General features: G+C 44.1%; 10 protein-coding genes and 1 tRNA gene. 3 read left to right on the top strand and 8 right to left on the bottom strand.

What is annotated here, in order from left to right; translation table 11 throughout:
* The 3 genes from HYU97_12005 to HYU97_12015 form a co-directional block, all read left to right on the top strand.
* Window positions 1-1,291, top strand: a 1,291-nt coding sequence (locus HYU97_12005; GenBank protein MBI2337473.1) for a hypothetical protein, incomplete at its 5' end; no start/stop codon positions are given.
* A 326-nt stretch (window positions 1,292-1,617) separates the two neighbouring features.
* Complete coding sequence (locus HYU97_12010) at window positions 1,618-2,823, top strand: ATP-binding protein (GenBank protein MBI2337474.1); 1,206 nt, start codon at window positions 1,618-1,620, stop codon at window positions 2,821-2,823.
* 58 nt (window positions 2,824-2,881) lie between these two features.
* Entirely contained in the window at window positions 2,882-5,713 is a 2,832-nt protein-coding gene (locus tag HYU97_12015; GenBank protein ID MBI2337475.1) for a hypothetical protein, read from the top strand.
* Between the two features lie 57 nt (window positions 5,714-5,770).
* Here the strand turns inward: HYU97_12015 and hemE are convergent, their stop codons facing one another.
* The 8 genes from hemE to HYU97_12055 all read right to left on the bottom strand — a co-directional run bounded on the left by hemE (window position 5,771) and on the right by HYU97_12055 (window position 14,825).
* Window positions 5,771-7,669 carry a uroporphyrinogen decarboxylase gene (gene hemE / locus HYU97_12020; protein MBI2337476.1) on the bottom strand — a complete coding sequence of 633 codons (1,899 nt, stop codon included), beginning with the start codon at window positions 7,667-7,669 and terminating at the stop codon, window positions 5,771-5,773.
* 16 nt (window positions 7,670-7,685) lie between these two features.
* On the bottom strand, window positions 7,686-8,669 hold the full coding sequence (locus HYU97_12025) for a metallophosphoesterase (GenBank protein ID MBI2337477.1): 984 nt from the start codon (window positions 8,667-8,669) through the stop codon (window positions 7,686-7,688).
* Window positions 8,670-8,676: 7 nt separating this feature from the next.
* Entirely contained in the window at window positions 8,677-9,711 is a 1,035-nt protein-coding gene (locus HYU97_12030) for a DUF1646 family protein (GenBank protein MBI2337478.1), read from the bottom strand.
* Window positions 9,712-9,755: 44 nt separating this feature from the next.
* Complete coding sequence (locus tag HYU97_12035; GenBank protein ID MBI2337479.1) at window positions 9,756-10,628, bottom strand: hypothetical protein; 873 nt, start codon at window positions 10,626-10,628, stop codon at window positions 9,756-9,758.
* A gap of 141 nt (window positions 10,629-10,769) precedes the next feature.
* A complete protein-coding gene (locus tag HYU97_12040; GenBank protein MBI2337480.1) occupies window positions 10,770-12,278 on the bottom strand; it encodes a DASS family sodium-coupled anion symporter in 1,509 nt (502 codons plus the stop codon).
* Between the two features lie 134 nt (window positions 12,279-12,412).
* Window positions 12,413-12,497: transfer RNA gene (locus tag HYU97_12045), tRNA-Ser, on the bottom strand.
* Window positions 12,497-13,771, bottom strand: a complete 1,275-nt coding sequence (gene serS, locus HYU97_12050) for a serine--tRNA ligase (protein ID MBI2337481.1) — start codon at window positions 13,769-13,771, stop codon at window positions 12,497-12,499. Before serS ends, HYU97_12045 begins: the two co-directional genes overlap by 1 nt.
* Window positions 13,772-13,778: 7 nt before the next feature.
* On the bottom strand, window positions 13,779-14,825 hold the full coding sequence (locus HYU97_12055; GenBank protein ID MBI2337482.1) for a thioredoxin domain-containing protein: 1,047 nt from the start codon (window positions 14,823-14,825) through the stop codon (window positions 13,779-13,781).
* Between the last annotated feature and the right edge of the window lie 310 nt (window positions 14,826-15,135).

A 15,135-nucleotide genomic window follows, 5' to 3' on the forward strand; every position in this document is an offset into this window, starting at 1 on the left:
AGTGCAGGTTAAGAAGGCAGATGGAAGTTATGAACCACCTCGGGTGATTTCTTTCAAGGTACGCAATAATCCCCAGATCAAGCAATTTAGTAGTGAAATTCTCGAAGCCCCAGTTGGATATGAAATTGTTTTGCGTTACGAAGTCGTGAATACCGATACAGTGGAGGTAAGTGGTGATAAGCAAGCAGGTGAAGTGCTTCCATGTTCCGAAGATCCAATCATGAAGGGGATCAATGTTTGTAAGGGTGAGGTGAAACGCAAAGTAAAACAAATAGGAGAAAACACCTACACACTTACAGCGGTTCGGGGTTCCAAAAACAACAGTCAAAATTTTAAGATCCAAGGGCTTAATCTTAGCCCCTCGATTCCAAGCTACGGAGTTGTGAGTAAGAATAATGATGAGCCACCCAATGAAATTCAATTGCCGAGTAGCGGCTCTTATCGAATAAAGGCGATTTGGCTGAACGAGCAATTACAAGAAGGCCCCACTGATTTTGAAAAAGAGGGCAAAGATGGTGCAATCATCACCCTCGACAAATCACAGTTACAACCCAGAACCGATTACAAGATTCGATTGGAAAAACTTGCTAAGTTACAAGGCAATGTGTTGGGTACCATGGAAAAGATCGTGACCACGGGTGATAGAGATCTGGTGTTGTGGCTACGGTTTAACGAAGATCCAACCAGCCCCACCCCCTGCGAAGGTGGTGATGCTGGGGAAACTATTTGCGACTACAGTGGAGAAAATAACCATGCCCTGAATTTTGGCGCCCCTTTTTGGACAGGCACCGCTCTTCAATTCGATGGCGTGAATGATTATGTAGAAATTCCCGATGCCCCTAGTTTGAATTTTGATGTTGGGGATACGATTAAAATGGAAGTGATGTTGGCCCCGTCTTCAATCAGTCCAACGGAAGGGGCTTTTGTTGTCACGAAAGGTAGTGGGGGTTCGCATGGTAATTACTCATTGACACTAAATTCTAATGGTAACGACGTTCGTTTTACTTACTCTAACCCCCCAGTTACCTCGTACCCCCAATATTTTTCAGGATTACCTGCTGAAAATGGGGTAAATTCCCGTATTGTTTTAACCCATACATTTGGGGATGCCAATTCTACTAACATTCAAGTGAATGATGTGACGAGTTTAGGGGCATGGAATTTTGGCACAGGTAATGAATCTCCCCACATGCCCAATTTGCCTCTTACCCTTGGGAAGCGAACCACTTTTCTGCAGTTTAATTCTTACTATTATGGTTCCATCGACGAAGTCTTAATTTATCGAAAATAGTTTTCTTAAGAACTCTTTTGCCGAAGGATATCTTGCAAGGTGACGTAGTGATGAAAATAATCTATTTCCATTGAAATTCATCAAAGAACAGGATGATGATCTTTTTTGAACTTGCCGGCATTTTCTCAGCTTGCGGATTATGTCAATTAAATATAACAAATCCGCACATAATTACTTTAAGCTTCTTTGTGCGGATTAGGCTTATACCTAGAAACTCCCCTGATTTCATAAAACCATTGGGTGTGACTTTATCGCCTTTTTATAAAATCATTTGACAAAATAACATACATTTTGATAAATTATTTTACATAATGATATATAAAAGGTTGTTTGAACTAGATCAGCTGGCTAAGGAAGAGGGGAAAAAGCAGACTAAAACCCGCTTTTTATACGAGGCCCTTCAGGCCGAAGGGGGCCGGCATTTTATTGGAATCGTGGGGCCAAGGGGTGCTGGCAAAACCGTACTTTTAAAGCAACTCGCGAGCCAGGTAAAAGATTCATTTTATCTTTCCTTGGATACCTTTAAAGAAGAAGACCTTTTTGCAATTGCCAAAACCCTTCAAGACCAATACGGCATTCAACGGCTTTTTTTAGATGAGGTGCATTTTTTCAAAGAGTTTGATTCACACATTAAGCAAATTTACGATTTCCTTCACCTGCGGGTTTACTTTACGAGCTCTGTGGCATTGGCCATGATCGAATCGTCCTACGATCTTTCTCGGCGGATCAAACTTTTTTTCTTAAATCCTTTTTCTTTTCGCGAATATCTTTTTTTTACCCAAAATATTTTGCTTCCACCTTTGAGCTTAAGCGACATTCTTGAGCGTCGTTGGGAAAAGGAGCATCTTCGCTATCCGCATGCCTTTGAAAGTTATCTCAAAGGGGGCTTGCATCCTTTTTCTCTTGAGGAGCCCGATATTTTAACGCTTTTATCAAATATTCTTCAGAGGATCCTGCATGAAGATATCCCCACCGTTGCGCGTCTTCATCTAGACGAACTTGCCAGTATTGAAAAGTTGATCACCTTCATCGCTAAATCTCCTGTCGAGGGTATCAATTACAGTTCTCTTTCAAATAACATCGGGATTACAAAATATAAGGCAGAGCAATACGTCAATTTGTTGGAAAAGGCTTTTGTGCTGATGTCGCTCATGCCTGCTGGTACGAATGTGCTGCGTGAGCCTAAGGTTCTTATGTATCTTCCCTTTCGCCTACTTTATAAAGAATACCCTGAGGCCATAGGTGCCCTCCGAGAAGATTTTACCGTGCAAATGCTCAAAACCTCTCATCAAGGGGTGACTTACTTGAAATCAAACCGAGGTGCCAAGACACCTGATTTTCTTGTTCAAAAGGATGGGAAGAAAATTATTTTGGAGGTTGGAGGCAGGGGAAAAGGGATGAGCCAATTCAAAGGGATGGATCAATTTGAGAAAGTTCGTTTTGTTCATGATGAAACAACCGAGGGGAATAGGCGCCCTCTTTTTCTATTAGGGTTCTTGGAATCCGTTGCCACTTCCCCAAAACCCCCTTGAGTCCCACCGCAAGGCTGTATATAGCAGGTTCTGAGGGAAATTATTGATGTTAAGTGCCATGTCAAGCCTACCATGTCATTCAGAGCCCAGCAGGGCGAAGAATCTTCAATTTTATCTCTGTTTTCTTCTTCTTCTTCTTCTTCTTCTCCTCCTCTTCACCTCCTGCACCACCCCATTCACACCCCCCCCCAACGCCCTATCCATCGCTATCCCCAGCCGCTGGAGCCAAGACCTAAACGCCCAAGCCACCCCCTGGCTAGCCGCCCAACTACGCGTTTACGAAATGCCTTCCCAAACCAAAGTCCACGATACCACCATGGAGGTCGATGAAACCACCGGCACCGTAAAAGCAAAGAGCTTCAAACTCCCCGGCGGCAAGACGTATAAATTCATCATCGAGTTTCAATATTTAACCCCAGGCCAGCCAATCGCCTTTGCCTACGCCGAAGTAGAAAAAGAAATCGGCGACGGCAACGCCGAAACCGTAAGTTTCACCAGCTCAGACATTCGTTATGAGGTCGACAAACAAGACCCGAACATTAGTGCCTCCATCAGCCAAGGCATCATCCCCGATTTAGACCCAGACAACGATGGCTGGAGTTCTTACCAAGAACTGAAAGACAAAGTCAGTCCAACCGATAAGACAAGTATCCCCCAACCACCAGCCCTCAAGATCAGCACCGATCAACCCCAGCAGGGGCCCGACTTATTCATCACCCTCGAAGGCGAGGACAATGCACATGTCGAAGAGATGAAGTTGAGCGACCCGATTTGTGGTGTTACAAAGATAAGTGAGGTTTCCACAAACACCAATGGCAAAGTAACTCAGAAGACCGTTTATCGATTGGATTTACTGAGCGTATCCAGTCAACTCAATTCAAGGAGTATTCAGGGGACTATTAGTGACGGGGTAACTAGCGTCCAAGGGCAAAGTAAAGAAGCAGAATTACAAAAGATCAATAGTACCCAATCGCATCCCAGTTTTGCGTTTAGCGATCCAGAACTAGGCACAGAATTGGAGGGGATGGCCACCCTTAAAGGGGTAGCCTGTGCCCGGTATGGGGTCGAGAACATAAGTCTGAAGTATAATGGGGAAGCATTGATTGGATATACAAAGGAAGAGACTAAGAATGTGCTGTTAAGAGAAATAGAAATAAGTTTCAGACAGGTTAACACCGAAGCCTTGCCGGATGGAGTTGTTAATCTTGAAGTAGAAGTGATGGATGAAAACAAGCACGCAGGGGTGGGGAATGGGCAATACAAAGTAACGAATAGTAATCCCATTAAGATTGAATCACCCAAGGGTAGGAAGTGGGTGTTTGGAAACGAACCCATATCTTTCAATGTTGTTAATCAACCCAATACAACATTGGTATTAGCAGCCGTATCCCTTGAAAAGTCAGATGAAGATATCAATGAAGATTTATTAATGGTTCCATTAAGCCCTGTTTCGACCAATTCAAATAGTGCGACCTATACCTTAGATGTAAGCCATGCCGAAGAGGGAGGGACAGTCAAGATTTTGGTGAGCGCATCTCAAAGTGATGGGAGCATTCCACCCACCCGAACGATTAAATTCAAGGTACGTAATAAGCCAAAGATTAAGACCTACCAGGCAGGGGAATTATGGAAGGGTTGGGAAGGCGGTAAGATAAGTTATGAGATTGAGAATGTAGAAAAAAACACGATCACGATTGAAGGGCAAGCGAAGCCCAGTTTGAATTGCGCTGCCGATCCTGTTAATGGGATCATGAGCTGTAAGGGTGAATTACCCATCACGCCACAACAAAATCAGATGTATCTTTTAAAGGCGAGCCGCAACAGCACAGCAAAAGAGGTTTGCGAGGAACAATGTAATGCAGACCGAAGCATTACGCCTGAAGTTACTATCCTTGGTCCTGATATGCCAAAATACGGAGTGATCAGCAATTTTCCAGGTGAAACAAGGCCCAAGCATGAGCTGACATTACCTGAAAATAATAAAGAATATCGAGTAAGAGCGATTGAATTAAATAATAATGGCCAAGAGACAGCAATGATACCGATTGATGAAAAGAAATCTGGTGGAACAAATCTTCCTTTATCCAATTTAAAACCACGCAAAGACTACAAATTCAAAGTCGAAGAAACCAGCGGCGCTCAAATTCTCAATACTTTAGAAAAAATCGTAACCACCGGTGACCAAGGTCTGGTGCTATGGCTACGGTTCAACGAAGATCCCAGCAAAAACATCATGTGCGATGGGGCCGATGATCCAGCCGAAATCATCTGCGATTATAGCGGTGAGAATAATCATGGCATTCCATTCGGCGGCCCAACGTGGCTTGAAGGGCAAGGTGCCATGTCTTTTGATGGTGTAGATGATTATATAAATATACAAAGCGCTCCCAGCCTAAATTTTAATAATGGGGAATCAATCGGCATGGATGTAAGGTTAACCGTGATGGCTTTGGACGACGGGGCTTTTGTAGTCACAAAGGGAAGTTGGGATGGATCACATGGCAATTATAGCTTCATGATGAATCCTTCGACTAATGAGTTTGGTTTTACTTTGTCTAATCCTGCTGTCACGCAGGACTTACGAGTTTATCCCAATTACTTGGTGAGCACAGGTTTCCCTATTTTAAATAATGCCTCTCACATTATTCTGACTCATAAGTTTGGGGATGCCAATTCTACCAAAATGAGCATCAATGGCGTTCCATCTCCTGGCAGTTGGACTTATGGTACAGGCAATGTGCAGCCCGATGTGCAAGACTTACCCCTAACCCTTGGCAAAAGAACACAACCTTCTCCATTCAACATCTATTACGAAGGCCTGGTGGATGAATTAATTATCTATCGAACCCATTTGGGCGATGATTATATGACGGGCACAAGTTCAGATTAAATAAAATTTTGGAATACGAACCAAATATCACCTTTATTTTTGGGGCATAGTCAAGGTTCAAATCTCTTTCCATTCATGAACATAATCAACCAGCGCTAATACGTGGTCCACCGGGGTTTCGGGCAAAATGCCGTGGCCTAGGTTGAAGATAAAACCTGGCCTATGGCCAGCCGCCTTCAGGATTTTTTCAACTTCGGGTAAAAAATCTTTGGGTTTGGAAAATAACAGCACAGGGTCAAGATTGCCCTGAATGCAAAGTTTTTCATAACCTTGAGGGAGGTGAGCTAGGTTAGCATGCCAATCTAATCCCATAACTTGGCAGCCAAGTTTGGTAAAATAAGGCAAGAGCGCCTGGGTGTTAACTCCAAAATAAATTACTGGAACGTTTTTGGGTAATTTTGCAATGAGTTTTTGGGTGTAAGGTAAAACAAATTTTTCAAAGTCTTGCGGGCTTAGACAACCCACCCAGCTATCAAAGATTTGTAAGACTTGGCACCCAGCTTTAACTTGGGCCAAGAGATAATCGCATAAAGCCGCCACTAATCTTTCCATTAAAAGGTGCCATGTCTCTGGGTCGCTATGCATAATCATTTTAGTGGGGATAAAATTTTTAGAACCCTTGCCTTCAATCATATAAGAAGCCAAGGTAAAGGGGGCCCCACAAAAGGCAATTAAAGGGATGCGAGGGTGCAGATTTTTTCGAGTGAGCCTAATGGCCTCAAGCACAAAACCTAGTGATTCTTCAATCATGGGTGGGCTTAATTTTTCGATTGCAGCTAGATCGCGAATGGGGTTTTCGATCAGGGGGCCGGTTTCTTTAAAGTCTAGTTTTAGCCCCATCGGTTCTAAAATGAGTAAAATATCCGAGAAAATAATGGCCGCATCAACCCCCAAACGTTCAACGGCTGTAATGGTTGCATCCATGCAGGCTTGCGGGTTTTTGCAAAATTCTAAAAATGAATAACCTTTTCTTTGCAATTGGTACTCGGTCATGTAGCGGCCGGCTTGACGCATGAGCCAGATAGGGATGGTATCGGTCTTTTCTAAGCGGCAGGCCTTTAAAAGATGGGAGTTTTGCAGAAGTTCTTTGGCTTGGGGGATTTGAAAACAATCTTTTACCTTGGCCCAAGCATGCTCGGCCCGTTGCTTTTTCTTTTCTATAATGGCTGGGCCATGTTTAAATGCTGCCTCGACTAGAGTTTCCATTTTATTGGGGCTTACTTCATAATCGGCAAAAATTTGTAATTCACGCAGGCGTTCGCTACAAAAAGGACCAATCGAAAAAATAGCCATTTTTGCTAAGGCCCGACGTAAAGGCAATTCGAGATGACGCGAACGGGCTATTTCTAAAAAATTATCAGCTTGGTTGGCACTGGTGAAAAGTACACAATCAACTTTTTCAGCAATCATTTCATCAATGGCTTTATTTAATGGGGTCAGGTCATCAGGGAAGCCCCATTGGTAAACTTTAAGCGGTAAAACTTTGGCCCCCATGGTTTCGAGTTCCCGGATAAAGGGGAAATTGCGGTTTCCGTATTCAAGCACCCCAAGGGTTTTATTTTGCAACAGATTATCTGCTTGTAGAATGTTGATAATCTCTTGCCAGGTGTTGGGTTGAGGGGCGGTGTAGGCAATGGGGATGCCCCAGATATTGCAAACGGTGGTGGGTTTGGGGCCACGTACCACGATCTTGGTTTTAGCTAAACCCTGTAAAATTTTTTCTTTGGAAATTTTCGTTTGTAGAATTTCTAAAAAAGTACGCGTGGCCACTCCGGTAAATAAAATAAGAAAATCAAATTCGCCTGCCGCAATTTTTTCGAAAAATTCAAAAACCTCGGCATGATCGGCGAGAGGAATTTCTTTCATCGAAGGTGCTACTAAGGCTTGCCCCCCTTGTTTTTCGATCAATTTTTCTATTTTAAGCGCCAGGCGGCTTTCGAAAGAAACTATTTTCATGACAAAAGAGAGGCTATTATAAATTACTAATCAGGTCAAACGTATCAGGGGTGCTGCCATCGATGTCTTTAAAATAACAATGGGCGGTATTTTCAGTGCCTTGGTAATTAAAAATGCAAAATAAGGCCCCGAAATTTGCGTTTTGGGTAGAGGTGTAAACCGAGGCCCACCAAGGGTTGGCAGCGAGGGAGTCGTTTTGAGCCCGAATACTATTTCCCCCTAAGCCAGAAACAAATACAAAGGTCTGACCAGCATCAAGGGTGAGGGTGCTAGAGGTAGAAACCACCGTTTGATTTTCAATGTTGCTCATTAGATAAGTGCGGGAATAAGAGTGTTCATGGGCGGTGGCAATGATAGCACCACCTAAACGGCAATTATCATAAGCCGTCCAACCCACTTCGTTGGTTTTGTCACCAACCTGCATGAACCGCTGATTTTTGTGCCAAGAGCAGATCCGCCAAATTTTATCGGTTTGGGCCAATTGTGTTGTAATGTAATCTTCGTGACCTGACCCCATGGTGCCAACTCCCGATAAAATAAAAAAGATCCCTTGATAAGTGCACGCTGCCTGAACCCCCAAGTCACCACTACAACTGGCGCCACTGATTTTATCTAGGCGTGTTTGTAGCTTTTGTTGATAGCCCGACCAAGCCGCTTCATCGTGATTACCAATCGAGGCAAAGTAAGGAAAACTATCTCCCAAAATATCGTTAATCTGTTGATCCCAGGTGTCGGGGTCGTCATTATAACTAAAATCACCCTGATGCAGCACCATGTCGGCCCCCTCATCTTCGATCAGCTGTAGAACCGCTTGAGAATCACTCCCCAGCCCCTGGTCGCCAATGAAGGCAACGGTAAAATTTTCTGGTGTCTCAGGAGTTGGAGTAGGCGTGGGCGTTGCTGTTGGGGTTGGTGTAGGTGTTGCTGGGAGGGCCGGGAATGGCTCTCGGCAAGCTGCCAGCATCAAACCAAGGACAACAAGGTAGAAAATATTCTTCATCAGGAGTTTAAATTAATTTTATGATCAGAAAATAGCCCAGCATAACGACCAGCCCTAATGGTGCACCAAATTTTGCCCAATCTTTCATGGATATTTTGAGTTTTGCGGCTGCGATAATATTTGGGATGTTGCCGGGGATCAACATTCCCCCTGAGATGAGCAGCCCCATCAAAATTTTCTTGAGATGAATGGCATCCATGTTGGGGCTAATTTCAGTAGCGGCCAGTGTGGCGTTATCGAGTACCGCCGATATCATGTTAATCCAATAGAGCAAGTCAGCCGATAAGTGGATCACATAACGGTCGACCAACTGTTGAAACCCGCTGCCCAAAAAAATCAAAGCCATGACAAATAAAAATACTTTGGCCGAGCGTAGCAAAATTTCCCCATAGGTTTCTTCACGATGAATGGCAGTAAGGCCTGTTTGAGAACGATGCCCACGAAAAAAGAACGAAAGGCCAGCAAAAAGGATCAACATTAAAATAACCTCAAGCCCTAAGAGTTTGGCTAGGTACCAAAAATCAACCCCAGGCAAACCTTTTAACTTCGCTAGGGTAATGGTGGAAAGCGGCTCGCCAATAGGCGTTAACACTGCGCCTAAGCCGATGGCATAACAAGCGAGAATCACCAATTTTTTTTCATGCTGTTTATCAATAGGGAGGAGGCTAATGACTTCTGTTAAAATTAATGCTGCAATAATGGCGGTGATGATGCTTGAGGCCAGCCCCAAAATGAAAATAATCAGTGCAATAAACCAAGCAATGGGGATTTTTTTGAGAATGAAGCGAATCGTTTGATCCAATTTTTTCCGAAAGATTTTAAAAAGTAAACCAAAGGCTAAGACCGCTAAAGTAATGGGGACGGGTTCAGAGAGGGCATGACCGAGGAGATGCAAGTTGAATTTTTGAGTCAGCAGGGCAGCGGCAAGCCCCATGATAAATAGAAAGATCTCAATATGGTGCTCGATAAATTTAAACGCAAAGGGGCAGGCGAGCACTGCAATTAAGATGATCAGCAGACCAATGGTAGAAATATCCAACATGGTCTGTGCACTTAAGAAAAAGAGATGTTATTTGTCAACCCTTATCAGAATTCATAAGCAAAGTTTATGCGAGCGAGGTTATCACTTGCTTTCGATAAACCAATCGCCAGTTGGGTATGAAACATCCAGTGCTCGTCGATGTGGTACATGAAAATGGGGCCAACATAATGTTCCTGACGGGAGGGTTTTAAGCCAAAGGATTTTGAATCTCCAAGTGCGCCGTAGAACTCAAGCCCAAGGCCCATTCCGCCTTCATGTTCTTCTTTTTCTTTTGATTTGTGGTTCTCCTCACCATGGGAGTGCTCGTGTTTTTTGTGAATCATCCACATGGTTCCCAGTGAATAACCAAAGGCAGTGTGACCCGTTTCCAGTTCTGTTTCGTTAATCCAGTTAAAGGCAATATTCACAGGGCCAAAGTCTTGAGAAAGAATCAAACGCGATTCTAAGATTCGCTCGCGGTCAGGTTCTTCCCCACTTTCTTCATAGGGTGGGTTAATCCAGCCAGAAACTTCCATTTTGTAACGAGTGGCTGGATCGAGATCCTCATACTCCACATAAATCATGGGATTAAGGGGAACGTTTTTTTTGAATAATCTAAAACGGTTCTCCCACCGAAAGCCTGTAAATTTGGCATCGCCCGTTTCCATATCTTCAAACCATTCGATCATGAACTCGGTGGCGAATTGGTGCAGGGGGGCATATTCCAATTCAAGCATGTGTGATAAATAATTGCCCTGCCCTTCTTCTCGCTTAAATCTCGAGGGTGCCGTAATATCGGTCATGAACATCAGTTCAATCTCTCCCTTTTCAATGTTAGAGTTATAGGTAACAAAGTAGCCACCCGTCCCGCCCCAGGCTTCAGCTCCCATCACGATCGTGGTAACAAAAATAATAAGAAACAGCTTTGCAATATTCATGAAACTCTCCTTTGCCCAAAGGTATTATGAAATACCTTTATTGATAATGAAAATTATTTTCATAATCAGATGGTTCTTAAGGAGAGGAATGAAACTTGTCAAGTTAAATCACTCCAAGGCGCGCCTGATCTTAATCATATTCTAAGCCCACCCCAGGAGTGGGCAGAGGATGCGAAGCCCTCCCCAAATTAATCCAAAGCCAACGATGTCAAAAACAATACCCGCTCGAACCATAGCTAAAATAGGAACCCGGCCACTGCCATAGACAATGGCATTGGGTGGGGTGGAGACAGGGAGCATGAAACCAAAGCTTGCCCCGAGGCAGGCCCCCAAGGCTGGTGGAAGGGGAGAGACGTCCGCTTCTTTAGCAAGCGCAATCATTACAGGGATGATCGCATTGGCCGATGCAGTGTTGGAAGTGGTCTCACTCACGAGGATGGCTAAAAGAATTCCTAAGGCGGTCATTCCCCAAAGGCTATCAACGCCAGTTAGCGCAACCAGCCCGTGGCCGATGGCATCGGCAAGCCCACTTGAAAACATAAGTTTTCCTAAACTTAAACCCCCTCCAAAGAGCAAGAGAGTTCCCCAATCGATCTTGGTGGCCTCTTGCCACGTGAGAGTCATGGAGGATCCCTTTCGTTTGATGGGGAGTACGAAGAGAAGCAAGGCAGCTAGGATTGCCACCATACCTTCGTCTAAACGCTCAGCCAAGAGGCGCGTGAGAGGTGCGCTTTTTCCTAAAATGGCTGCAAAGAACCCAGGTAAAATCCATAAAGAAACAGCCACAAGAAAAGCGATCATCACATTGATTTCGCCACGGCTTAGGCGCCCCAACTTTTCGCGCATCTTGCTGATGTACTGCTGGGTGTTCGGCAACCTTGATGAAGTGTGAGGGTGGAACCAAGACAAAATAAAGGCGAGACAAACAAAAAGGGCCACAACAATGGGAATGGCAAGGGTCATCCATTGCAAAAAATCAATCCGAATCCCGGCAAGATTTTCAATCAACCCAATTCCGATGAGATTGGGTGGTGTCCCCACGGGTGTTCCAATCCCTCCAATAGAGGCGCCGTACGCGATCATGAGCAGAAGCCCTACCGAAAAGCGGTCTCGAACCCCCTCGCGGGGAGTATGAATTTCGTTTAAGGCGCGAATCAAACCTATAGCGAGTGGGAGCATCATGGCGGTCGTAGCGCTATTGCTCATCCACATCGAAATCGTTGCTGAAATGACGCCCAATACAACCAAGATACACCAGGGGCGGTTTCCTGCGAGCGAGAGGGCCGCTAGGGCAAAACGGCGATGAAGTCCGTGAATCGTCATGGCTTCGGCCAGCATAAAACTTCCGATGAAAAGAAAAATGATGGGATCAGCGAAGGGGGCCAAGGCCTCCTTAGGAGTGGCGATTCCGAAAAGGACGGTTAGGAGTGTCCCTAAAAGTGCGGTGACAGGGAGCGGAATAGCCTCGGTCATCCAAAAGACCAACACCAATGCCAGGATGGCTGCAAGCTTGTGAGCTCGTGGGTGATTGGTTAAAAGAGGAAGAAAGTAAACAAGCAAAAAGAGCGCAGGTCCCAAGAAAAGCCCAACGCGATGTCTGATTTTCTCAAACTGTTCTTCAGCTGGTGAAAGTAAGCCTTCAGGTTCCATTATAAGGCATTCAATACACGACAGACGAAATTTTATGTTAGCAAAATCTTTATTATGTAGGTACGGGGCAACGTTGCCCTCATTGTAAAAAGTGGCATTTTTATCGATGGGCGCTATTTAAGAAAAAATAAGTGCGGAAAGGGTGGGATTCGAACCCACGGTGCCTTACGGCACGCCGGTTTTCAAGACCGGTTCCTTCAACCACTCGGACACCTTTCCTAATTGTGTTGATTGATGACCTTAACTCCATTCAGATAGGGTTGCAAGGCATCGGGAATTAAGATGCTACCGTCAGGTTGTTGGTAGTTTTCTAAAATAGCCACCAGCGTGCGGCCAACGGCTAGGCCGCTGCCGTTTAAGGTGTGAACGAACTTGTTTTTCTTATCAGCATCTTTGAAACGGATTTTGGCACGACGGGCTTGGAAATCTTCAAAATTGCTGCAGCTTGAAATTTCACGGTAACAATTTTGCCCGGGCAGCCAAACTTCTAAATCATAAGTTTTAGCAGCCGAAAAACCTAAGTCAGCAGTGCACAAACAAACAACCCGGTAATGCAGGTTTAGTTTTTGCAAAATACTTTCGGCATCGTGGGTGAGTTTTTCTAGTTCGTCATAAGAATTTTCTGGACGGACAAATTTAACCAGCTCAACTTTATTAAATTGATGTTGGCGGATTAAGCCACGCACATCTTTCCCATGACTGCCAGCCTCACTGCGAAAACAAGGGGTGTAGGCGGTCATTGAGATGGGCAGCTGTTTGGCATCTAAAATTTCATCACGAAAAATATTAGTAACCGGTACTTCGGCGGTGGGAATTAAGAATAAATCTTCTTGGGTTTTAAAAAGGTCGGCTTCAAATTTAGGGAGTTGCCCGGTTCCCATCAAACTATCACGGTTGACCAAGAAAGGGGGCAATACTTCTTCATAACCGTTGGATTGAGTGTGGGTATCAAGCATGAAATTAATGAGAGTTCGCTCGAGTTTGGCACCAAGATTTCGATAAAGGGTAAAGCGGGCACCGGTAATTTTTGCCCCGCGTTCAAAATCTAAAATTCCTAATTTTTCTCCTAAGTCCCAATGGGCTTGAGGAGAAAAATTAAATTTTGGTTTTTCACCCCACTGACGAATGAGGGCATTATCTTCGGCTGATTTCCCAATGGGCACACTTTCATGTGGTAAATTGGGGATGGAGAGGAGAATAGCTTGTAGAGCCTGTTCAGTGGTAGCGAGGGCTTTTTCAATCCCAGCAATTTCTTGGGAGACTTTTTTCATCTCAATTAAGATTGCTGAAATATCTCCTTTGGCCTTTTGCTTTTGTTGGATTTCTTTAGAGGCTCGATTTTGCAAGGCGCGCAATTGCTCAAATTGGCTGATTTGCTGGTTGCGGGTTAGGCTTAAGGTTTTAAGCTCACTCAAATCAACCGGCTGATGGCGGCTGGTGAGACGTTTTGAAACCGTATCAAGATTGGTCAGTACCCATTTTAAATCAAGCATTTTAACTTTAAGAGTTTTTCTTCTTACTCAGTTTAATTTCCTCATTAATGATGCGTTTGAAATAAGATAAATTGCGGGCACCCGAAACCGGTCTTCCATTGATGAAAAAGGCAGGGGTACCGTTAACACCGAGTTTAGACCCGTCTTTAAAATCTTTTTGGACTTCTTGGGCATATTGGCCGCTGTCTAAGCATTGATCAAATTTGCCTGAGTCCAACCCCAAATTTTTGGCATAAGTTTTTAAACTAGGAACAACCAGATTATTTTGGTTAGCCCACAATAAATCATTAAATTCCCAAAATTTTCCCTGTTCATTGGCACAATTAGCGGCTTCAGACGCCTTGGGTGCATTGGGGTGAAAATCGAGTGGAAAATCTCGCACCACATATTTCACTTTGTCAGGATAGAGGCTAAGAATTTTTTTAATGGTGGGACGTACTTTAACGCAGAAAGGGCATTGGTAATCGGTAAATTCAACGATGGTAACAGGGGCATCTTTAGGCCCTAAACTTGGATCATCATCCACGCCCACATCGGGTAGACGTTCAATAGCTTTGGTAAACGAAATTTTAATATCGTATTTATCTTCTAAACTAGCGATCAGATCTTCTTGTAAACCTTGCCCACGTTGACTTCTTAGTTGTTGAGCTAAAAAAGGCAAAATCTTTTCTTTTTCTTCTTTACCAAATTGTTGTTTGTTCTGTTCATAGAAGGCCTCAATTTCTTCGGGAGTAGGCGGCACAACTTTTTCGTAAATTTCTTTTTTGAGTAATTCGGATACGGTAATATTTCTTTTCTTTGCTTCTAAGTTTAACATTTTTTGGTGAACAATATTTTCCAACACATCTCGTTTGGCGTCGAATAAGCTTTCTTCGATCTGTTCAAGCCTTTTGCCACCCTTTTCTTTAACATCTTTCTCGGTAATTTTTTCGCCATTAATCGTTGCATGAACGGTATCGGGTGGAACTTCATAAGGGGCTTTAGAACTGGGTTGGTTATTGCAAGCGGCTAAACTTAAAGCCAACAGTAAAATAGGTAACAAAAACTTAAGCATAAGATTCCTTATTTAAAAGATATAATGAAGTGCTGGATGGTAGCATTGGGGCAAGCCAGATTGCAATTGAAAAACCAGGCCATCGTATCCTCGTAAATTTTTCATTTCATTTGCATATTGCCGCACCTAAAAAGCGAGCGAGGCGACTTTGCCGGTGACTTAGCTTTCTCGACCCGGCGCTCCAGCGGCGACCCTCATATGGATGACCTCTTGGTCAAGGCTAAAGTGATCGTGCCTAGGGGTTGAGATTTGGACCTCAGAGCCTCGAGAACTTTTCAACCTCATATTCGCGTGCTGGTTAACGCATTAA

It is taken from the genome of Deltaproteobacteria bacterium (assembly GCA_016183235.1).
In the GTDB taxonomy this organism is placed as follows: domain Bacteria; phylum UBA10199; class UBA10199; order DSSB01; family JACPFA01; genus JACPFA01.